21 protein-coding genes and 1 riboswitch are annotated in these 21,754 nt (G+C 28.6%); of the genes, 17 read left to right on the top strand and 4 right to left on the bottom strand.

All coding sequences use genetic code 11. From position 1 onward, the window contains the following. Positions 1 to 7: 7 nt before the first annotated feature. The 12 genes from QX51_RS17180 to QX51_RS17130 all read left to right on the top strand — a co-directional run bounded on the left by QX51_RS17180 (position 8) and on the right by QX51_RS17130 (position 13,682). Complete coding sequence (locus QX51_RS17180; RefSeq protein ID WP_039681128.1) at positions 8 to 787, top strand: phosphatidate cytidylyltransferase; 780 nt, start codon at positions 8 to 10, stop codon at positions 785 to 787. Positions 788 to 965: 178 nt separating this feature from the next. After that, the gene (locus QX51_RS17175) at positions 966 to 2,117 is read left to right on the top strand and encodes a 1-deoxy-D-xylulose-5-phosphate reductoisomerase (RefSeq protein WP_079764782.1); all 1,152 of its coding nucleotides are present in this window, start codon (positions 966 to 968) and stop codon (positions 2,115 to 2,117) included. Positions 2,118 to 2,244: 127 nt separating this feature from the next. Beyond that, entirely contained in the window at positions 2,245 to 3,270 is a 1,026-nt protein-coding gene (gene rseP, locus QX51_RS17170) for an RIP metalloprotease RseP (RefSeq protein ID WP_039681126.1), read from the top strand. Between the two features lie 23 nt (positions 3,271 to 3,293). Beyond that, positions 3,294 to 4,355 carry a flavodoxin-dependent (E)-4-hydroxy-3-methylbut-2-enyl-diphosphate synthase gene (gene ispG / locus QX51_RS17165; RefSeq protein ID WP_039681125.1) on the top strand — a complete coding sequence of 354 codons (1,062 nt, stop codon included), beginning with the start codon at positions 3,294 to 3,296 and terminating at the stop codon, positions 4,353 to 4,355. A gap of 240 nt (positions 4,356 to 4,595) precedes the next feature. Further along, positions 4,596 to 5,732 (top strand): ABC transporter ATP-binding protein, encoded by a 1,137-nt coding sequence (locus QX51_RS17160; protein ID WP_039681124.1) that lies wholly within the window; start codon positions 4,596 to 4,598, stop codon positions 5,730 to 5,732. Beyond that, positions 5,725 to 7,284: an ABC transporter permease/substrate-binding protein gene (locus QX51_RS17155; RefSeq protein WP_039681123.1), complete on the top strand. Its 1,560-nt coding sequence runs from the start codon at positions 5,725 to 5,727 to the stop codon at positions 7,282 to 7,284. The genes QX51_RS17160 and QX51_RS17155 overlap by 8 nt, the downstream gene beginning before the upstream one ends. A 213-nt stretch (positions 7,285 to 7,497) precedes the next feature. After that, a complete protein-coding gene (locus QX51_RS17150) occupies positions 7,498 to 9,633 on the top strand; it encodes an adenosylcobalamin-dependent ribonucleoside-diphosphate reductase (protein ID WP_039681122.1) in 2,136 nt (711 codons plus the stop codon). A 244-nt stretch (positions 9,634 to 9,877) separates the two neighbouring features. Then, positions 9,878 to 10,033 (top strand): hypothetical protein, encoded by a 156-nt coding sequence (locus tag QX51_RS20765; RefSeq protein ID WP_161791941.1) that lies wholly within the window; start codon positions 9,878 to 9,880, stop codon positions 10,031 to 10,033. A gap of 98 nt (positions 10,034 to 10,131) precedes the next feature. Continuing rightward, positions 10,132 to 10,734 (top strand): hypothetical protein, encoded by a 603-nt coding sequence (locus tag QX51_RS17145; RefSeq protein ID WP_052233137.1) that lies wholly within the window; start codon positions 10,132 to 10,134, stop codon positions 10,732 to 10,734. A gap of 88 nt (positions 10,735 to 10,822) precedes the next feature. Beyond that, positions 10,823 to 10,928: riboswitch (SAM riboswitch) on the top strand. Between the two features lie 95 nt (positions 10,929 to 11,023). Further along, positions 11,024 to 11,989 (top strand): methionine ABC transporter ATP-binding protein, encoded by a 966-nt coding sequence (locus tag QX51_RS17140; RefSeq protein ID WP_039681121.1) that lies wholly within the window; start codon positions 11,024 to 11,026, stop codon positions 11,987 to 11,989. Then, on the top strand, positions 11,982 to 12,644 hold the full coding sequence (locus tag QX51_RS17135; protein ID WP_039681120.1) for a methionine ABC transporter permease: 663 nt from the start codon (positions 11,982 to 11,984) through the stop codon (positions 12,642 to 12,644). The genes QX51_RS17140 and QX51_RS17135 overlap by 8 nt, the downstream gene beginning before the upstream one ends. A gap of 234 nt (positions 12,645 to 12,878) precedes the next feature. Beyond that, a complete protein-coding gene (locus QX51_RS17130; RefSeq protein WP_039681119.1) occupies positions 12,879 to 13,682 on the top strand; it encodes a MetQ/NlpA family ABC transporter substrate-binding protein in 804 nt (267 codons plus the stop codon). A gap of 32 nt (positions 13,683 to 13,714) precedes the next feature. Here QX51_RS17130 and QX51_RS17125 read toward each other — a convergent pair whose 3' ends face one another. After that, positions 13,715 to 14,719 (bottom strand): Ppx/GppA phosphatase family protein, encoded by a 1,005-nt coding sequence (locus QX51_RS17125; RefSeq protein WP_039681118.1) that lies wholly within the window; start codon positions 14,717 to 14,719, stop codon positions 13,715 to 13,717. Between the two features lie 167 nt (positions 14,720 to 14,886). On the opposite strand from QX51_RS17125, the gene QX51_RS17120 reads away from it, so the two are divergent. Both QX51_RS17120 and proC read left to right on the top strand, forming a co-directional pair. Next, on the top strand, positions 14,887 to 15,495 hold the full coding sequence (locus tag QX51_RS17120; RefSeq protein ID WP_074078872.1) for a DNA-3-methyladenine glycosylase: 609 nt from the start codon (positions 14,887 to 14,889) through the stop codon (positions 15,493 to 15,495). 39 nt (positions 15,496 to 15,534) lie between these two features. Further along, complete coding sequence (proC, locus tag QX51_RS17115) at positions 15,535 to 16,338, top strand: pyrroline-5-carboxylate reductase (protein ID WP_039681117.1); 804 nt, start codon at positions 15,535 to 15,537, stop codon at positions 16,336 to 16,338. Between the two features lie 45 nt (positions 16,339 to 16,383). On the opposite strand, the gene QX51_RS17110 is transcribed toward proC, so the two are convergent. Continuing rightward, positions 16,384 to 17,694, bottom strand: coding sequence for a DUF1002 domain-containing protein (locus QX51_RS17110; RefSeq protein WP_039681116.1), 1,311 nt, complete (start codon positions 17,692 to 17,694; stop codon positions 16,384 to 16,386). A 388-nt stretch (positions 17,695 to 18,082) separates the two neighbouring features. Here QX51_RS17110 and QX51_RS17105 point away from each other — a divergent pair, with 388 nt between their 5' ends. From QX51_RS17105 to QX51_RS17095, 3 genes are all read left to right on the top strand, one after another. Beyond that, on the top strand, positions 18,083 to 18,628 hold the full coding sequence (locus tag QX51_RS17105) for a pentapeptide repeat-containing protein (RefSeq protein ID WP_039681115.1): 546 nt from the start codon (positions 18,083 to 18,085) through the stop codon (positions 18,626 to 18,628). 152 nt (positions 18,629 to 18,780) lie between these two features. Then, positions 18,781 to 19,317 carry a type I restriction enzyme HsdR N-terminal domain-containing protein gene (locus tag QX51_RS17100; protein ID WP_039681114.1) on the top strand — a complete coding sequence of 179 codons (537 nt, stop codon included), beginning with the start codon at positions 18,781 to 18,783 and terminating at the stop codon, positions 19,315 to 19,317. A gap of 287 nt (positions 19,318 to 19,604) precedes the next feature. After that, positions 19,605 to 20,489, top strand: coding sequence for a sigma-70 family RNA polymerase sigma factor (locus QX51_RS17095; RefSeq protein WP_039681113.1), 885 nt, complete (start codon positions 19,605 to 19,607; stop codon positions 20,487 to 20,489). Positions 20,490 to 20,589: 100 nt separating this feature from the next. Here QX51_RS17095 and QX51_RS17090 read toward each other — a convergent pair whose 3' ends face one another. Further along, positions 20,590 to 20,820, bottom strand: coding sequence for a hypothetical protein (locus tag QX51_RS17090; protein ID WP_039681112.1), 231 nt, complete (start codon positions 20,818 to 20,820; stop codon positions 20,590 to 20,592). Between the two features lie 213 nt (positions 20,821 to 21,033). Then, positions 21,034 to 21,754: LysR substrate-binding domain-containing protein (locus tag QX51_RS17085; protein ID WP_039681111.1), on the bottom strand; the 721-nt coding region annotated here is incomplete at its 5' end.

The raw sequence follows: 21,754 nt of genomic DNA, 5'->3' as shown, positions 1-21,754 counted from the left end.
AATACTTATGAGAACAAGAGTTATAGCAGGATTATTATTAGTTCCATTATTTATCCTTATAATACTTGGAGGAACCCCTTTATATATAGGAGAAGCTATAATAATCTCAATTGCCTTGAATGAATTTTATAAGGCATTTGAACAAAAGGACATTAAGCCATTATATTATATAGGTTATATTTTTTCTATTTATTTACTGATTAAAAATTATCTTAAATTACCAATATCTTATACCTATACATTAATATTTATTTTATTCTTAATATCAATAATACCAATATTAAGGGTAAAAAGAAATATTATAGATATTGTGGTTACCTTCTTTGGAATTTTTTATGTAGCTGTATTAATAGACTTTATAGTATTAACTATGGATGATTTTTCAAGAGGAAACATCTACGTTTGGTTAATATTTATTATTGCATTTATGACAGATACATTTGCATACTTTACAGGATATTTATTTGGTAAACACAAATTAATTCCTAAAGTGAGTCCTAAAAAGACTGTAGAAGGAAGTGTTGGGGGCATACTTGGATCTACAATTATATGTGTAGTTTTTGGATATTTCTTTAAAATTGATTTAAAAGTAATAGTATTTTTAGGTTTCTTTGGAAGTATTGTTGCTCAATTTGGAGATTTATTTGCCTCATCAATAAAAAGATATGTAGGAATTAAAGACTATGGAAAATTAATACCAGGACATGGTGGAATACTAGATAGATTCGATAGTGTTATACTAGTTGCACCATTTGTGTATAGTGTAATTAACTTATTTATAAAATGATTTAGCTTCAGTTATACTGGAGCTTTTTTAATGAGAAAAAATCATAAATTTTATATTATTTCTTTAAATTAAAAATGTATTTGAAATTTTGATGAATATTGTAAATAATAAGAGTAATAATGATATAATACATAAGTAAAGACAAATTATTAATATAATGCGTAGAAAGGAATCACTTATGAAAAAAATTAGTATACTAGGTTCTACAGGATCTATAGGTACTCAGACTTTAGATGTGGTTAGAAAAAATAAAGACAAGTTTGAAGTAGTTGCTATTTCAGCAAATAGCAGCATAGATTTATTGTTAGAACAAATATTAGAATTCAATCCTAAATATGTTGCAGTTTATAATGAAGAAAGTGCTAAAAAACTTAAGGATATGATTCCAAATAATATAGATATAGAAATATTAAGTTCTATGGAAGGGTTAGTTAAGATATGTGAGCTTGAAGAAGTGGATATTGTCTTAACTGCTGTAGTTGGAATGATAGGGTTGGTGCCAACAATGGCTGCAATAAAAGCAAAGAAAACAATTGCTCTTGCAAATAAGGAAACCTTAGTTACAGCTGGTGAAATTGTTATGAGAGAAGCAAAGAAAAATAATGTAGAAATTTTACCAGTTGATAGTGAGCATAGTGCAATATTCCAATGCTTAAATGGAGAAAGAAAAAAGAATATAGAAAAGATAATATTAACAGCTTCAGGTGGACCTTTTAGGGGTAAAAAGAAAGAAGAGTTAATTAAAGTTACAAAAAATGAGGCCTTAAAACATCCAAACTGGGATATGGGAAGAAAAATAAGTATAGATTCTTCAACTCTTATGAATAAAGGTCTAGAAGTAATAGAAGCTAAGTGGTTATTTGATGTGGATGTAGAGGATATTGATATAGTAGTTCATCCACAAAGTATAATTCACTCTATGGTATCTTTTAGAGATAGTTCAGTTATGGCTCAACTAGGATGCCCAGATATGAGATTACCAATAGAATATGCTCTAACTTACCCAGAAAGATCAAAAACTGATTTTGAAAGATTAGATTTAGCTAAAATAGCTACTTTAACTTTTGAAAAACCAGATATGGAAACATTCCCCTGCCTAAAACTGGCGTTTAAGGCATTGAAATTAGGTGGAACTTATCCAGCTGTGTTAAATTCTGCTAATGAAGTTTTAGTAAATGAATTTTTAGATGATAAAATTGGATTCTATGACATACCATATTACATAGAAAGAAGTTTAGATCAGCATAATAATAGAAGTAATCCGACTTTAGAAGATATTCTAGAAGTTGACAAGGAAACTAGAGCGTTTTTAGCTAACTTACTTAAGTAATAGTTTTCTTTGAGTAAGGTTGATGACTAAAGCGGTAGCGAAGACATCTTGTTGGCGACATGAAGTGTTTCGCCAACATAGTAGCTCAGGCGAAGCGAATTTTTATTAAAATTAGGAAGGTGAATATATGACGATAATTGCAGCTTTATTACTTTTTGGAGTAATAATATTAATACATGAGTTTGGTCACTTTATTTTTGCAAAGAAAAATGGAATTACAGTTCATGAATTTTCCATAGGCATGGGACCAAAGCTATTTGGTAAAGAAAAAAATGGAACAATGTATTCTATTAGAATTTTACCAATAGGTGGGTATGTATCTATGGAAGGTGAAGATGAAGAATCAAATAAGCCAGGTTCATTTGGGACAAAATCTATACTTCAAAGGGCCAGTGTTATATTTGCAGGACCATTTTTTAACTTAGTTTTAGCAGTTATTTTCTTAATTCCTGTATTTATTTACATAGGATCTCCAACAACTACATTAGATCAAATAACAGACAATAGTCCAGCTTATGAAGCTAATTTAAAATCAGGAGATACAATAAAAAGTATAAACGGAAAAGAAATTACTTCTTGGAATGAATTTACACAAGTTATTTCATCATCAAATGGAAAAGAATTAAATCTTGTAGTTGAGAGAGATAATAAATCAGTAAAAGTAAATGTCACACCACAAAAAGCAGAAGATGGAAGTTATAAGGTAGGAGTGACTTGTGCAAGGGATAAAAATATTGTTCACGCCATAAGAGATTCATTTGTAACTACGGGACAAATGATAGTACAGATGGTTACTTTCTTAAAGCAAATGATAACAGGAACTGTTCCTGGTGGATTTACTAATTCTGTTGCAGGTCCAGTTGGTGTAATTAGTATAGTATCTGATGCGGCAAGAACAGGTATAATTAATTTATTATACTTAGGCTCAATAATAAGTTTAAACCTTGGAATAATAAACTTAGTTCCATTCCCAGCATTAGATGGAGGTAGATTATTATTACTTTTCATCGAATGGATAAGAGGTGGAAAAAAAATAAATCCAGATAAAGAAGCTATGATAAATATGATAGGTTTCTGTGCATTAATGGCATTTATGGTTTTCATTACTTATAATGATGTAACTAAATTATTTAAAGGCATAATTAAATTCTAAATATATAAGTAGAAGGTGAAGTTTTGAGTTATAATAGAAAAAAAACAAGAGAAGTATCTTTAGGTAATATAAAAATTGGAGGAAATAATCCAATTGCAGTTCAGTCTATGACAACAACAGATACTAGGGATGCTATAAAAACAATAGAACAAATAAAAAGATTAGAAGAAGCAGGATGCGACGCGGTAAGGGTTGCAGTTCCTGATATGATAGCAGCGGAAAATTTGGGAAAAATAAAAAAAGGAATAAATATACCGTTAATAGCAGACATACACTTTGACTACAAACTAGCTTTAAAAGCAATAGAAGAAGGTGTAGATGGTATAAGGATTAACCCAGGTAACATAGGAAGTATCGATAGAGTAAAAGCAGTAGTTGAAAAATGTAAGGAAAAAAATTTAAAAATAAGAATTGGTGTTAATGGTGGCTCTTTAGAAAAACATTTGTTAGAAAAATATGGGCATGCTACACCAGAAGCTCTAGTAGAAAGTGCTTTAGCACATATTAAAATTCTTGAAGACTTAGACTTTTACAATATAGTAATATCATTAAAATCATCAGATATTTACACAGCAGTAGAAGCTTATACTCTAATGAGTGAAAAAGTAGATTATCCTCTTCACTTAGGTATAACAGAAGCTGGTGGGATTAAAAAAGGAACTATTAAATCATCAATAGGTGTAGGTTCACTTTTAATGAATGGAATTGGTGATACCATAAGAATTTCATTAACAGGAGATCCTGTGGAAGAGGTTCATGTTGGTAAAGACATACTTAGAAGTTTAAATTTATTAAATGACAAAATAAAAATAGTATCTTGTCCAACTTGTGGAAGATGTAATATTGATTTGATAAGTGTGGCAAATGAAGTAGAAGATAGAATAAAAGATATAAACAAAAACATGACAGTAGCTATTATGGGATGTGCTGTAAATGGCCCTGGTGAAGCTAGAGAAGCTGATATAGGTATAGCTGGTGGAAAAGGAGAAGGTCTTCTATTTAAAAAAGGTGAAATTGTTAGAAAAATAAAAGGCGATTCTTTAGTAGAAGAGTTATTAGAAGAAATAGATAAATTTGATAAATAAGATTTGTAAAAGACGAACTTTCATTAGTTCGTCTTTTTTATAAGCACAACTACTCAAAATGAAGATAATTAGTCTATGCAGAGTCTCAATATAAGGGAATTTTTCAGAAATTAAAATGTAATCTAATATAAATTTGGTTAGAAATTTTACTAAAATATTGAATGCGCATAAAAGGAGTGATATAATATATCTTAAACAACTTATAAAAAATAATAAGTTGTTTGTTGGAAGGGGGATATTATGATAGAAATAAAGAACATTTCTAAAAAAGTAGGAAAGAAAACAATATTAGATGATGTTTCCTTGAAAATAGAAGAGGGGAGCTTTGTTGTTTTAATAGGTCCTAGTGGTTGTGGAAAGACTACTACCTTAAAATTAATAAATAAACTAATTGAGCCTACAAAGGGAGAAATTTTCATAAATGACATACCTATATCTAAGGAAAATCCTATTAAGCTAAGAAGAAATATTGGTTACGTTATACAAAGTGTAGGATTATTTCCTCATATGACTATAAAAGAAAACATAGAGCTAATTCCAAATTTAAAAAAAGAGAAAACTGAAGAAGAAATTGAAGAAAAAACAATAGAACTGATGAATATGGTGGGTCTTGATCCTAAGGAATTTTTGTATAAATATCCAAGTGAGCTTAGTGGTGGTCAACAACAAAGGATTGGGCTTGTAAGAGCAATTGCAACTGATGCAGAGATAATTTTAATGGATGAACCCTTCAGTGCACTGGATCCAATAACTCGTACTCAATTACAGGAATGGTTATATTCACTGCAAGAAGAGTTAAAGAAAACTATCATATTTGTTACTCATGATATGGATGAAGCATTAAAATTAGCAGATAAAATATGTATTATGAAAGATGGAAAAGTTCAACAATATGACACAGTGGAAAATTTACTTAGAAATCCGGCAAATGAATTTGTTAAAAATTTTATAGGTAGTGATAGATTATGGAATGCACCGGAATACATAAAAGCTAGAGACATAATGATTAAAAATCCTGTAAGTGTAAAAAGATCAAGAACTGTTATACAAGGTATGGAAATTATGAGAACAAATAAAGTAGATAGTTTATTAGTAGTTGATAAAGATGAAAACTTTCTTGGCATTGTTACTATAAAAGAACTTAGAAGAAACGGAATTCAAAATCACTACTTAAGTGAAATAATGAATGATGAGCCTATATTTGTATATGATGACAATAATTTAGTTGAGATATTAGAAGTAATGAATAGGGAGGGAATTGGCCATGTACCTGTAATTACTCGCTATAATAAGTTGGCAGGTCTAATAACAAGAAGTAGTTTACTTTCTGTTTTAAGTGAGCAGTTCCTTGAAATGGAGGTGAGTATACTTGATTAATTTTATAAATTACTTATCAGCACAAAAAGGCCAAATTATATCATTATTAATACAACATATTCAATTAACTGTTGTAGCAATAGTTGTGGCTATTATTATTGGTATACCTCTTGGAATATTAGTTTCTAAAAATGAAAAACTTAGAAAGTATATTGTAGGTATGATTAATGTATTTCAAGCAATACCATCTATGGCGTTACTCGGATTGTTAGTACCAGTACTAGGCATTGGTAGTAAACCAGCCATAATGATGGTTGTTTTATACTCTTTATTACCTATAGTAAAAAATACTACCACAGGAATTCTTGGAATAGATAAAAATATAATAGAATCTGCCACAGGAATTGGACTTACTTCAAAGCAAATTTTATATAAAATACAGTTACCTTTAGCTCTTCCCATAATTATGGCTGGTATAAGAATTTCAGCAGTAACAGCTGTTGGACTTATGACTTTAGCTGCATTTATAGGTGCAGGTGGACTTGGTTATTTAGTATTTTCTGGAGTTCAAACTGTAAACAATATAATGATTCTTGCAGGTGCTATTCCAGCTTGTATATTAGCTCTTTCAGTGGATTATATATTCTCTAGGGTAGAAAAATCAGTTATGAGTAAATATTCATATCAAAAATCTCATAATGATAAAAGAAAGAGTAGTCATACAGGATTAAAAGTATGTACAGTTGTAGTTGTAGTAGTTATATTATTTACTTCCATAGGACAAAGTTTTGGTAAAAAGGATACAATAGTAGTAGGTTCAAAGGATTACACAGAAGGATTAATACTTGGAAATATGTATTCAGATTTACTAGAAGAATACACAGATTATAATATTGAACGAAAATTAAACATGGGAACTTCAGTTCTTTGGAGTTCTATAGTAAGTGGTGAAGTTGACATGTGTGCAGATTATACAGGAACTATTTTAATGAATATAATGAAAGAAGAAGCTACAGGAGATGCTGATGATGTATACAATCGTGTAAAAGAACACTTAGATAAGGAATATGGTATAAAAGTACTAGACCCTATAGGCTTTAATAATACCTACACTTTAGCTATGGAATCTGATGTATCTAAAAAATATAATATAGAAACTTATTCTGATTTAACTAAATATTCAGAGGGATTTGTATTTTCACCAACATTAGCATTTCAAAATAGAGAAGATGGTTTACCTGGGTTACAGAAATATTATGACATGAATTTTAAGGAAATTAAAAGTATGGATGGTGCTTTAAGGTATCAAGCTTTACAAAGGGGAGATGCCCAAGTAATAGATGCATTTTCTACTGATGGATTATTAAAGAAATTCAATTTAAAAGTGTTAGAAGATGATGAATCATTCTTCCCGCCTTATTATGCTGTACCATTAGTTAGAGAAGATTTAATTTCAAAATATCCTGAAACAGAGGAAGTACTAAATAAATTAAGTGGAGTAATAAATGAAGATGATATGATTGAATTAAATTATAAAGTTGATGAAGAAGGACAAACTCCAGAAAAAGTAGCACATGATTATTTAGTAGAAAAAAACTTAATAAAAGATTAATTATAAATTGCCCTTCTAAGTTTATTCTTAGGAGGGCTTTATAGTGAATAAAAAACTAAACAACTTTTTGAATAATAAATCAATGAGTACAAAATATATTAGTATGAAATGAAAAATACATAAAGTAAATATCAATGATTGACATAAAAATAATATAAAAACAACATAAGGTTATAAAAATAAAGAAATTCGAAAAATATTTAGGAGAAAAATATGATAAAAGTATGTAAAAGAGATGGAACAATAGAAATATTTGATAAAAGAAAGATATTTAATGCAGTATATAAATCTTCCATAAATAGCAAGTTTGGTACGGATCGAGAATTGGCTGAAAATATAGCTACAATGGTAGAGGAAAAAATACAAAATAAAGAAATAGAGGCTACAGTAGAAAATATACAAGATGAAGTAGAAGATTTGTTAATGTCATCTAATAGAAAAGATGTTGCTAAAAAATATATTATTTATAGAGATAGAAGAACTGAAATAAGAAATTCAAAGTGGAATATGGACGAGTTACAAAAATCTATCTGGAGAAATAAATATCAGTATAAGGAAGAAAGTTTTAATGAATGGATAGAAAGAATTAGTGGAGGAAATCATAAAATTGCAAAATTAATAAGAGAAAGAAAGTTTTTATTTGCGGGGAGAATTTTAGCAAACAGAGGATTATATAGAGATAATATAAAGGTTACTTATTCAAACTGCTATGTTCTAGAACCACCAGAGGATAATTTGGAGAGTATATTTGATACAGCTAAAAATTTAGCAAGAACATTTTCTTATGGTGGGGGTGTGGGAATAGATATTTCTAAACTTAGACCAAACGGGGCGGAAGTACATAATGCGGCAAAAACCACATCAGGAGCTGTGTCGTTTATGGATTTATATTCAATGACTACGGGACTTATTGGGCAAAAAGGAAGACGTGGAGCTCTGATGATTTCCATGGATATAAGCCATCCAGATATTGAAGAATTCATAGATGTTAAAACTGATTTGGAAAAAGTCACAAAGGCTAATATATCTGTAAAAATAAGTGATGAATTTATGAAAGCTGTTAAAAATAAAGAAAAATATACTTGTAAATTTTTGATGGAACCAACAAAAGAAGAAATAACAAAACAAGTAGATGCTTATGAGTTATTTATGAAGCTAGTTAAAAACAACTGGGACTATGCAGAGCCAGGCATGTTATTTTGGGACAACATAAGAAAATATCATCTATTAAGTGAAGATAAAGAATTTAAACATGATGGTGTTAATCCTTGTGCAGAAGAACCACTGCCAGCAGGAGGAAGTTGCTTGCTTGGATCTATGAACTTATCTGAGTTTGTTGTGGAACCATTCACGGATAATGCCATATTTGATATGGAAAAATTCAAAGCTTGTGTCGAAGACTGTATATTGGGATTAAATGAAGTATTAGAAGAAGGTCTTTCTCTTCACCCACTAAAACAACAACAAAAAAGTGTATCTCAGTATAGACAAATAGGTCTAGGAGTTATGGGTATAGCAGATATGCTTATAAAATTAAATATTAGATATGGCTCAGAAGAGTCAATTGATTTATGTGATAAAATTTCAAAATCTATGTTAAATAGTGCTGTGAAAAAGTCTGCTTTACTAGCAAAAGAGAGAGGTACTTATGAGAAGTACAATGAAGAAGCTATATTTAAATCTCCTTTCTTTATAAATAATATAGATGAAGGTGTAAAAGAATTAGTAAAGAAATATGGACTTAGAAACTCACAAATATTAACCATACCACCAACAGGATCCATATCTACCATGCTTGGTATAAGTGGAGGAATAGAGCCTATGTTTAATATTTCCTATACTAGAAAAACAGAAACTCTTCACTCACAGGATGTTTATTACAAAGTGTATACACCAATAGTTAAAGAATATATGAATTTAAAAGATATTACTGATGAAAATGAATTACCAAATACATTTGTAACAGCAATGAATTTAAAACCAGAAGAAAGAATAGCTATGCAAGCAGCTTGGCAAAAGCATATTGATGCATCCATATCATCCACTATAAATCTACCATATGAAGCTACAATAGAAGGTGTTTATAACATCTATATGTCTGCATGGGAAAATAAACTAAAAGGTATAACAATTTATAGAGATGGATGTGAGAGAAGTGGAGTCTTATTAAATGACAAAAAATCTGATAAAGAAAAAAAGGTTAAAGAAGACAAAATAGAAAAGGCTGAAGAGCATCAAATTAAAGAAGGTCAGGAAAAATTTATTTGTCCAGAATGTGGCAATGAATCTATAATACCTACAGGCGGTTGTACAATATGCCTCCAATGTGGATATAGTAAATGTAATTAAAGAAAAAACAGTTGTTATATTTTTTATAACAACTGTTTTTATTTATTATCCATAAAAATTTTGGAGTTATAAAAATTTATAACGAAAATTAATAATCAATTTATATTTAACAAAGAATTAAAAAGATTAAAATCTATAAATTATTTAAAATAGAAAATTTATCTTATTTTTATAAATAAAAAAACTTTACCTAAAATAATTAAATCACTTAAGGAAAAGTAAGCATTATGATAAACAAATATATATGTTTAATATAATGCAATTTTCTTACAGATGGTATGATTCTAATCCAGCAATAGGAAGAAATGAAATTCAAACCCTTAAATATACTCAAAAATTTTTAATTGACAATAAAATGCAACAAACAGAAGTTAATATGGAAGATTTAATTTTTAGTTAATTCAAAAAAATAAATGAAAATTTTTTAAAGCAAATAAAAAAGTAAAAACTTGAGATAATAATTCTTAAAGACAGAATTTAAAATGGAGGATAACTTAAATGAAAAAATTTATAACACTAGCATTATCTTTTCTTTTACTTTTTACTGCAGTAGCGTGTAGTAATAAAGAACAAGCTCAACCAGAAAGTGCAGACAAAGTTGCAGATAAAACATTTTTTAATACTTATACAGGGCTATACGATAAAAGTGTAGGAACACTAGGTGGATACAATATGTATACTGATGTTGATACCGCTAATAACGCATATAAAAATAAAGAATATCCAGGAAATGAAAAATATTTAAGTGATGTAAAAGCTGCTTACAAAGACAGTAAAGAAAAAATACAATCATTTGTAGATGGTCTAAAAAACGATGCAAAAACTGATGATGCTGAATTAAAGAAAATGAATGAAGATTTAATTGCAGAAGGAGAGAAATTAATAAAAGATATAGATGGTAAAATAGCAAAATTAGATAAAATAACTAAAAATGATTATAATAAAACACAAGATGAATTTATTAAATTAGTAGATGATACAGTAAGAGCTGGGGAAAATGTAACAAACACATTTGGTGATATGTTAAGAAATATGAATACAAAACTAGGAATCGATAGAAAAACTATAGAAAATAACAATACAAAAAATACAACTAAATAATAAAAAAATTATTTATAAAAATAAAATAAATGATTGACATTTTAGAAAAAAATGGTTAACATTTATAACATAATAAAAATTAAAAAGACTCTTATCAAGAGTGGTGGAGGGACTGGCCCTATGAAACCCGGCAACCAGTACAATTTTGTACATGGTGCTAAATCCTGCAACTATTATTAGTTGAAAGATGAGTATAAATTAGTCATTTTAGCCTAAGTTTATACTTAGGCTTTTTTTAATACAATTATTAGACTAAAACTAAGAGGCTTTTAAGGGGGGGAATAATAAAATGATACAAATATCAGGAGTTAATAAGTATTATGGAAAAACAAAAGTTTTAAATAATATTAATATTCATATAAACAAAGGTGAGATATTTGGAATAATAGGCCATAGTGGAGCTGGTAAATCTACGTTACTTAGATGTATAAATAGGCTTGAGGCTTATGAAGAAGGAAGCATAACAGTAGAAAATAGGGAAGTGAAAAAATTAAATGAAAAAAACCTTAGACTTTTAAGAAAAGACTTAGGAATGATATTTCAGCATTTTTCACTGTTAGAAAGAAAAACAGTATTTGAAAATGTGGCGCTGCCACTGGAGTGTTTTAAATATCCAAAAGATGAAATAAATAAAAGAGTAGATGAACTTTTAACATTAGTAGGAATACATGATAAGAAAAATATGAAACCGAGAAACTTAAGTGGTGGTCAAAAACAAAGGGTAGCAATAGCAAGAGCTTTAGCTTTAAATCCAAAAGTACTTCTATGCGATGAAGCAACATCAGCTTTAGATCCAAACACAACAAAATCCATATTAAGTTTATTACAAGATATAAACAAGAAGTTGAATATAACAATAATTATGGTTACTCACCAAATGGAAGTAATAAAACAAATTTGTTCTAGAGTGGCGATTATGGAATATGGTGAAGTGCTAGAAATTGGGGATACAGAAGAGTTGTTTTTACAAAACTCTAAAAACTTACAAAAATTAGTTGGAGAAGATGATATTGTTTTACCAAAGGGGACTAATATAAGAATAATCTTCCCAAAAGAAATATCTAATGATTCTATAATAACTTCCATGGCAAGGGATTTGGACATAAACTTCTCTATCATATGTGGTAAGTTAGAAAAATACAGAGAAGATATATTGGGATCATTAATAATAAATGTTTCTAATGATCATAGAGAAAAGATAAAAAAATATCTAGATGAGAAAAAAGTCAGATGGGAGGAAATCATAAATGAATAAAACTAGTTTATATATTTATTTAACTGAAATACTTGGAGAAGCTTTACTTCAGACGTTGTATATGATAATCGTACCAACTATAGTAGCAACAATTTTAGGATTTATAATGGCAGTAATTTTAGTGGTAACTAAGCCGAGAGGACTTAAGCCAAATAAAACTGTGTACAGCATATTAGGATTTATAGTGAATATGGTAAGAAGTTTTCCGTTTATTATTTTATTAATAGCACTGATACCTTTTACAAGATTTATTGTTGGAACATCTATTGGGGAAACAGCGGCTATAGTTCCTATTACTATAGGTGCTGCACCATTTATTGCAAGAGTGATTGAAACAGCGTTAAACGAGGTGGATGAAGGATTGATAGAAGCTGCAAAATCTTTTGGAGCTACAAATTTACAAATAATATTCAAAGTAATAGTAAAAGAAGCAATGCCATCGATAGTATCTGGAATTACTTTATCAATAATTTCTATATTAGGGTGTACGGCAATGGCAGGAACTGTAGGAGCTGGAGGTCTTGGAAAAGTTGCTATAGTTTATGGCCATCAAAGATTTGATACTTCAGTAATGGTATATGTTGTAGTTACGCTTATTATAATGGTACAGATTATACAAAGTGCAGGGGACTTAGCATATAAAAAACTAAAATAAAATGTGAGTACATTTTATATCGCCAACAATATTTCTTCGATACCGCTTTAGAAAAATCTGTTGCTAAAAATAAAGATTTGCTACGCTCATAGCGTCAATTCAACAAGATGCTTTCGTTATTACTTTAGGCAACTTTGTTACTTAAATAAATTCGCTATACTTGTAGCATTAATAAATATGATTGAATTATAAAATTTATAGTATAAAAATAATACATACAAGGGGGATTTAAAAATGAAATTAAAAAAATTATTAGGATTAACATTAGTAGGAGTTATAAGTGCATCATTATTTGTAGGGTGTTCTAAAGCAAGTGGAGAGGAAGATAAAACTATAAAAGTGGGAGCATCTCCAGCGCCACATGCAGAAATTTTAGAAGTAGCAAAGCCATTATTAGAAGAAAAAGGTTATAAATTAGAAGTAGTAGAGTTTGATGACTATGTACTTCCAAATACATCTTTATCAGAAGGTGAATTAGATGCAAATTTCTTCCAACATATTCCATACTTGGAAGAAATGAATAAAGAGAAAGATTTAAAATTAACATATACTGCAAAAGTTCATATAGAACCAATGGGCGTTTACTCTGAGAAGTTTGATAGCTTAGATGACTTAAAAGATGGAGCTAAAATATCTGTTCCAAATGATGCTACTAATGAAGCAAGAGCTTTACAATTACTAGCTAAAAATGGTGTTATAGAAGTAGCAGATAAAGAGTTGATAACTGCAAAAGATATAACTAAAAATCCAAAGAATATAGAAATAGTAGAAGTAGATGCAGCTCAAGTTCCATCAACTTTACAAGATGTAGATTTTGCAGTAATAAATACAAACTTTGCTTTAAATGTTAACTTGAATCCAACAAAGGATGCAATAGTAATAGAAGCTAGTGATTCACCATATGCTAACATATTAGCTTGTAGAGAGGATAATAAAGATAGTGAAAAAATAAAAGCCTTAACTGAAGCTTTAACTAGTGATAAAGTTAAGTCATTTATAGAAGAAAAATATGAAGGAAGTATAGTTCCAACATTTTAATTTATAATAAATTTTACTAAAAGAGAAGGATTTTAATATCCTTCTTTTTTATCTTTAGTTGAACTAACTTGAGAAATGTTCTTGCTTGAAGCTACAGACAAGGTATCTTGTTGGTGACATGAGCGAAGCAGATTATTTATATAGTCATTAATAATACCTTCTCTAATTGTATATTTACTTATTATGATTTTTGAAGATTGCAAATACAATATAATGCTGTTTAAAATGACTAAAGCACCAAGTAAAATATCTCCTCTACTTTTTGAGATGCCTGTAGTATAAATAACTTCTTTTAAAGACATATTACTTATCTTCTGTAAAAGAACTTTTATATCCTTATAAAATAATTCATAACCATGAATATTTGAAGTAATATCATATTCCTTTTGATGAATTCTACCAATAGTTTTTATTGATCCACCAATTATAATTGCAGGGAGGTTTTTACATTCACCAATCCATGAAATATTATTTAACTTACCATATATGTATTCTTGAATTTGACAAAATTCCTCGTTGGAAATGCCATCTTTAATATGAAACTTATTTGTTATTTTCAAAGCACCCATGGGAATACTAACACTCTCCATAAGAATTTTATCTTTTACTAGGCCGATTTCAACACTTCCGCCACCCATATCTAAATGAACATAATTATCCAACTCTTTTGGTATGGAAGAAACATATCCTAAATAGCATTCTTCTGTAGGTGATAATAATCTTATATGAACACCTAAAGACACAGAAATATCATTTATAATTTCTGTGGAGTTTTTAATTTCTCTAAGAGATTCTGTACCTACAGCAATAATTTCATCACAATTGTAGTCATCACAGAACTTTTTAAATGTAAATATAATTCCAAAAAAATTTTTCATCCCCTCTGAAGATAATTCTTTGGTTTCCCTTCCTACAAAATCAGATAATCTAGTTTGAAACTTTTTATGGAAAATTTCGCTATAAGAACTATTATCTATTTCTACAATTATTAATTTAATTGAATTTGAACCAATATCAATTATGCCTAAAGTTTTCATTTAATCCCCCCTATAATTGTCTATAAATAAATTATAGTTTAATATAATTACTTCATCAATAATTGAAAAAAATAGAGTTATACTATTAATAAATATATTTTAAGTTGTCTAAAGAACATAGATAGTAAAATGACCAAAAAAGTAAAGCTAACTAAGGAGGATATAATTTGAAACAAGAATTTTATAATATGGATGGAATAACTCTAGCTAAAAGTCTTTTAAATAAATTTTTAATTAGAGAATATGAAAATAAAAAAATTATAACTAAAATAGTAGAAACCGAGGCATATATGGGAGCAAAAGATAAGGCTGCTCATGCATATAAGAATAAAAAAAGCACTAGAACTGCTCCTCTGTATTTATCTGGAGGTCATATTTATGTTTATTTAATTTATGGGATGTACAACTGTTTAAATTTATCAGCCAATAAAGAAAATATACCAGAGTGTGTTTTAATTAGAGCAGTAGAGCCTATAAATAGTTGGGATGAAATATCTTACAATAGATTTTCTAAGCCTTATAATGAACTGAATAATTATCAAAAAAAGAATTTGACAAATGGTCCAGGTAAACTATGTAAAGGATTAAATATAGATAGAGGATTAAGTGGCAAAAGTATATTTAGATCAGAACTTTATATTGAAGATAATCCAGATAATGATTTTGAGATTGCTGTAGATAAAAGAATTAATATAGATTATGCGCAAGAAGATAAAGATAAATTATGGAGATTTTATATTAAAAATAATAAATATGTTTCTGTTATAAAAAGGTAATGATATAATTTATTTGTAATAATAAAAAGGAGGAGACATATGAAAAAAATAGGTTTTATAGGTGCAGGAAATATGGGTGGGGCAATTTTAGGTGGCATTTTGAAATCTAAAATGATGGACAATGAACATATAATGGCTTCTGCTAAAAGTGAAAGAACTATGGAAAGATTAAAAAAAGAGTACAATGTTCATGTAACAAAAGACTCTAAAGAAGTGGCTGAATTTTCAGACCTTATAGTAATAGGTGTAAAACCAAATATATATGATGAAGTTCTAGAAGAAATTAAAGATGTGATAGATGATAAAAAAATAATAATAACAATTGCAGCAGGAAAGACTATTGAATCAGTGGAAAACATTATTGGTAATGATAAAAAAATTGTAAGAACAATGCCAAACACACCTTCATTAGTTGGAGAAGGAATGACTTCTTTATCGCCAAATAAAAACATAAGTAAAGAAGAATTAGATTTTGTTAAATCTTTGTTTGATTCTCTAGGAAAAAGTGAAGTAGTAAATGAAGACTTAATTCATGCAGTGATAGGAGCTAGTGGTTCATCAACTGCTTATGCATTTATGTTTATAGAAGCAATAGCTGATGGTGCGGTAAGAGCTGGTATGCCAAGAGACAAGGCTTATAAGTTTGCAGCACAAGGAGTTTTGGGAGCTGCTAAAATGGTTCTAGAAGAAGATAAGCATCCTGGTGAATTAAAAGATATGGTATGTTCACCTGGAGGAACAACTATAGAGGCTGTAAAAGTATTAGAAGAAGAAAAATTTAGAGGTGCAGTAATAAAAGCTGTAGAAGCTTGTGTTAACAAAAGTATAGAAATGAGTAAATAATATAAAAAGCTCCCATTTGAAAAATGGGAGCTTTGTTATGAAAACTTATTGATTTGAATCTTGTGAGTCAAAATGTTGTTCAGTTTCAGTTTGAACATTTAAAGAATTATCGTTAGTATTATTTTCACTATTTTGGCTATCCTGAGCATTATCAGTGTTTTCTGTATTTTCAGTATTGTTAGTGTCCTTGTTATTAGTATTATTTTCTACATTATTATTATTTGATTCTTCTTGTGATGGTGTTTGAGTATTATTTTCTTGGTTAGATTCTCCACTGTTTACATCATTATTGTTGCTGTCATTATTATCAGAATCGTTGTTGAATAAGTTTGTAAACCAGTTAATTATTTTTTGGAAGAATCCTTCCACTTCTTCGCTAGAAGGTAAGTTCTCAGCTGCTTTGTCTGTAGCATTTATAACTGCATTACTTCCCAGCATCTCGTCTTTAGTTTCACCAAGTATACCTAAATCTTTGTTTCCACTAAATAAATTAGAGAACCAATCTCCAATTGAAGAGAAGAAGTTTCCTATAGAATCCATTATTCCAGAACTTCCTACACTTTCACCAGCTTCTTGTAAATTATCTTTAACTACATCAGAAACATTATTTAAAGTTTCTTTCATAGAATTATAATCATAATTTTGAGCAGCTATTTTTTCCATTAAGTCAGTTATTTGTTTAACTTGAGCATCTGTTAATGTAATATTGTAATTATTAGTTACATTATTAATAATATCTGCTATTTGTGTAACATCACTTGTACCGTTTTTTATAACTTCTGTTTTAATATCATTAACAACACCAGTTGCTTTATCCTGACCTATTTCATCACCAAGATCTCCTGTAGTTATTAATTCTTCAGAAGCTAATTCTTTTTTGTCTTCATCTAACTTTTCACCAGAAGCATCTTCAAAAGCCTTCATAACACCTGTTAAAGCACCAGTTCCACTTACAGGAAATACGGCAGCTATTACAGCATTGGCATTAGTCATACCAGCAGTTGATAGTGTTGATGCTACCATTGAAGAAGTTACCCAAGTTATATTTGCAGTTTTTACATTTATTCCACCATTATTAGTTGGTTCAACATAAGCACAAGAGTAAGTCTTAGTTCCAAGTTGTGCCTCTGTAGCTACCTTACCTAAGTATTCTCTTTCTTCTTGATTATTTACTTCTAAAACCTGAACTTCATTTTCCTTTACACCGAAATAATTAAATATTTTTTGTCTTTGCTCAGCTGTATTGTTAACACCTATAGTCACTACTCTAGTACCATCAGCAAAAGACGGAACAATGCTACTTGCTACTATTGTCATCGCTACTAACAGAGAGCTAACTTTCTTTTTAAATTTCATAATATTTCCTCCTAAAATTCCTACTTAAAATAATTATATTAATTCTTTAAGTAGATTTATGTAAAGATTTAATATAAAGTAAAAATACTCTGTGAATATAGTATAATATTTATTCGCATAATGCGATTACAACATTGTAACTGTAATTACAATTTATAAATAAATCTTTACTAATTATTATTAGATACCTATTAATTATATTATAAAAAAAATTATTTGTGGCAGTTTTAAGAAAATCGTAAGATTTATGTAAACTGAAAAGTAACAAATTGTAGAAAGCTTATTTATCATGGTAAAAAAGGATTTCCATATAGAAAAAATAATATTTTTAATGTAAAAAACAATTATAAATTGAGCGAAGAGATAATATATTATTAGGGGGGATTGTATGAGGGAGTTAAATTTTCAGGGACAAAACCTTCAAGGTAGAACTTTTGTAAATATGGACCTTAGAGGTGCTAACTTTAAAGATGCTAATCTTGTGGGGGTAGATTTTAGAGGAAGTGATCTAAGGGGTGTCAACTTTCAAGGAGCTAATTTATTTGGTAGTGATTTGGAAAATACATTATTAGATGATGTTATATATGACCATAATACAAAATACTATGAAATGTATTGTCCAAGTGAAGGTGCATTTTTGGCATATAAGAAATGTTATAACTATAGAATAGTTCAACTTCTAGTACCAGGAGATGCCAAAAGAACCTCAGCAACAAGAAACTCATGTAGATGTGATAAAGCAAAGGTACTTAGCATTAAAAGCGAAGACTCAACAGAATCTTTTGAGGAAGCTACATCTTATGTAGATGAAAGTTTTATTTATAAAGTTGGTGAGTGGGCTATAGCTGAAAACTTCAATGAGGATAGATGGGTAGAGTCTACAACTGGAATACATTTTTTTATGACTAGAGAGGAAGCAATTGGGTATTTATAAAATATGACAATTATATAGTAATTATGATATATTTGCACATGATAATTGTGAAGATGATTGAAAAATCATGAAATGTATTATACTATATAAAGGAAATAAATTATAATGATATTTTAACAATGTGAGTTTTAAACATTGAAAGGAGAATAATAATGTCACAAGAATTAGTTAAAGAAAGAGTTTTAAAATACCTAATAGAGGATTTATTAGTTCCTCAAGATATGATAGATACAAATGTATTATTAAGTGAATTTGAAGAAGGTGCTGAAGGTATATTAGACATAGTAGTAAATGTTAAAGATAAACAAGGATATTTTGCACCAGTATTAATAGTAAGATGCACAGATGACGATGTAGAATTAGAAGGAGATACTTTACAAAAAGAAATCGAGTTCTTAGAATATGTTGATAATATAACAATGGCTGGAAGAATGATACTTACAAATGGAGATCAAATGATGTATGCAGATTGGACAGGGGAAGAATATGATACAGAGGCATCTCTACCTACATATGAGCAAATGGAAAAAGAGTTTTTCGAGGCAGAAGAAATGGCAGAAGAACATGATCACCACCATCATGATGGATGCGGATGTTCTCATGACCATCACGAAGAAGGGCATAGCTGTGGATGCGGTGACGACTGCGGATGCAATAACGATGATCATGACTGTGGTTGTTCTAAATAAGCAACATAATAATAGAAATATATAATAATATAATTATTTGTAATAAAAAAAAGATTTGCAAATATTTTTTATTAATTGTAGAATAGGATATATTTTAAATATTTATTAAGTAAAATAACGCAAAAATAAAGGTTTTTAAGTTATTCTGTAGAATATTAATGAATTATAAAATATACAAAGAACATGCATTTTTTCATAAAGTGAAACATACTATAGTTGATATAGACGAAATATGTTTTTACCGATTTTTTTAATGAACAATATGTATAAAGAAGGGGTTAGATTATATGGGGGCTAAAAAAGAGCATACTTATGAGAATTATGTTTTTGGAGATTCATCATCTTCATCAAATGCTATGAAAATGTATTTAAAAGAGATTGAAGAATACAAAATGCTAACACCGAATGAAGAAATTGAATTGGCAAAAGAGATAGACGACTCTATACCTGAAGCTAAAGAAAAATTTATCAATGCCAATTATAGACTAGTTGTCAGTATTGCAAAAAAGTACAGAAAAGAAAATGTTGATATGCTAGATTTGATTCAAGCTGGAAATATAGGTTTAATCAAAGCAGTTGAAAAATATGACTACAAAAAAGGCTTTAAGTTTAGTACCTATGCAACTTGGTGGATAAAACAAAGCATCACAAGATATATTGATGATTGCGAGAATACCATAAGAATTCCAGTTCATCTTCATCAAAGAATAAACTTCATTAAAAGGAAAAAACAAGAGTTATCTAATGAATTACAAAGAGAGCCGTCATTAGATGAACTAGCTGAAGTATGCGATATGGAGCCTGATAAAATTCTTGAGATACTAAAAAGAGATAAAAATGTAGTATCTTTAGACACTCCTATTAAAGAAGATGAAGATAGTTCTTTAGTAGAATTTATACCATCAGATGCAAATTTAGATGATGTAGTTATTCATGAAGTGGAACAAAAAAATCTTAGAGAGAAGATAGATGAGCTTCTTACAGGACTTAATGATCAAGAACAAAAAGTATTAAGAATGAGATTTGGATTAGACGATGATGATCCGAAGACTCTAGAAGAAATAGGAAAAGTATTTGGGGTTACAAGAGAGAGAATTAGACAAATTGAAGCTAAGGCTATTAGGAAGTTGAGACATCCTAGTAGACTTAAGCAACTAAAAAATTTCTATTAAATTTAATATTAAATGGGTGATTATAAATTTGTAATCACCTATTTTTATGTAAAAAATTATTTTAAACAATAGTGTGCGTATGTATGTTAATAGTAAAAGCCTAAGTCCTTTTATTTGTTAAGATATATAGCTGCATAGCAGATTTTCTGATTAAGTAGTTAAAATAATAATCATCTTCATGATTTTCATCGATATTATAAAGCTTAGTGACATCCATACCAAGCAATAGATTTAAACTGTTTATGCGATTAAACTGTATGCAAACGTTTAACAAGAAATAAACAAGACTTAAGGATAGTAAGGAAAAAATAACAATAACTGTACCACTCATAATAAAACCTCCCATGAAATCTTTTATTAAGAAAATTGTACTATACTTATTCCTTACTTTCACCATAAAAAAAACTACATTAATTTTGCAAATAATAAAAAAAAATATGCCAATATTTAAAATAATACAAATAACTACAAATATATACAAACGAAATTTGTAGATAATTATATTTATGTTATGAAAAAAAATATTAATTTAATGATATTTAATCTACAAAGTTAAAACAAAGTCTTTTAATTCTTTAATAAATAAGTCACTTGCTTTAGAATGTGTAATATTATTAGCTAGAATATACGAAAAGTTACGAGTAAAATTGTTATCTAGCGTGAGAATCTTCAATTCTTTGTTTAAGTATGAAGGATAAGCTATTAAATTTGATATAATAGTAATTCCTATATTATTTTTTACAGCTTCTTTTACAGCATAATTACTTCCAAAGACCATAATATTTTTAGGTTGTATCTTAGAACTATTTAAGTAGATATCTAAATATTCTCTTGTACCAGAACCTTTTTCTCTACCAATCCAATTATAGTTTTTTAGAAGATCTAAAGAAAAATTATCTTCGTCAATTTCAATATTGTATGGCATAGCAAGAACCATTTTATCTTCATAAAAATATGTTTGATTTAAATTAGGAGAAGACACAGTTCCTTCAACTAATCCTATATCCAATATTATATTAGATAATTTATCACAAATAGATTTTGTATTTTCAATAAGAACTTCTATTTGAACATTAGGGTATTTTGAACAAAAGTTTTTCAGAAAATTAGGCAAAATATATTCTCCTATTGTTAGAGAAGCACCTATTTTCAAATGACCTTCCACATTTGACTTAGTATTATGTAATTCACCCATGGTCATGTCCAATAAATTTAATATTTCTTTAGCTCTTTTATATAAAATTTCACCGTTTTCTGTAATATAT

Origin of the sequence: Terrisporobacter othiniensis, from assembly GCF_000808015.1 — a bacterium.
GTDB classification, from domain to species: domain Bacteria; phylum Bacillota; class Clostridia; order Peptostreptococcales; family Peptostreptococcaceae; genus Terrisporobacter; species Terrisporobacter muris.
Note: the sequence above shows the minus strand (reverse complement) of the source record. Positions and strands in the feature narration are given on the sequence as shown.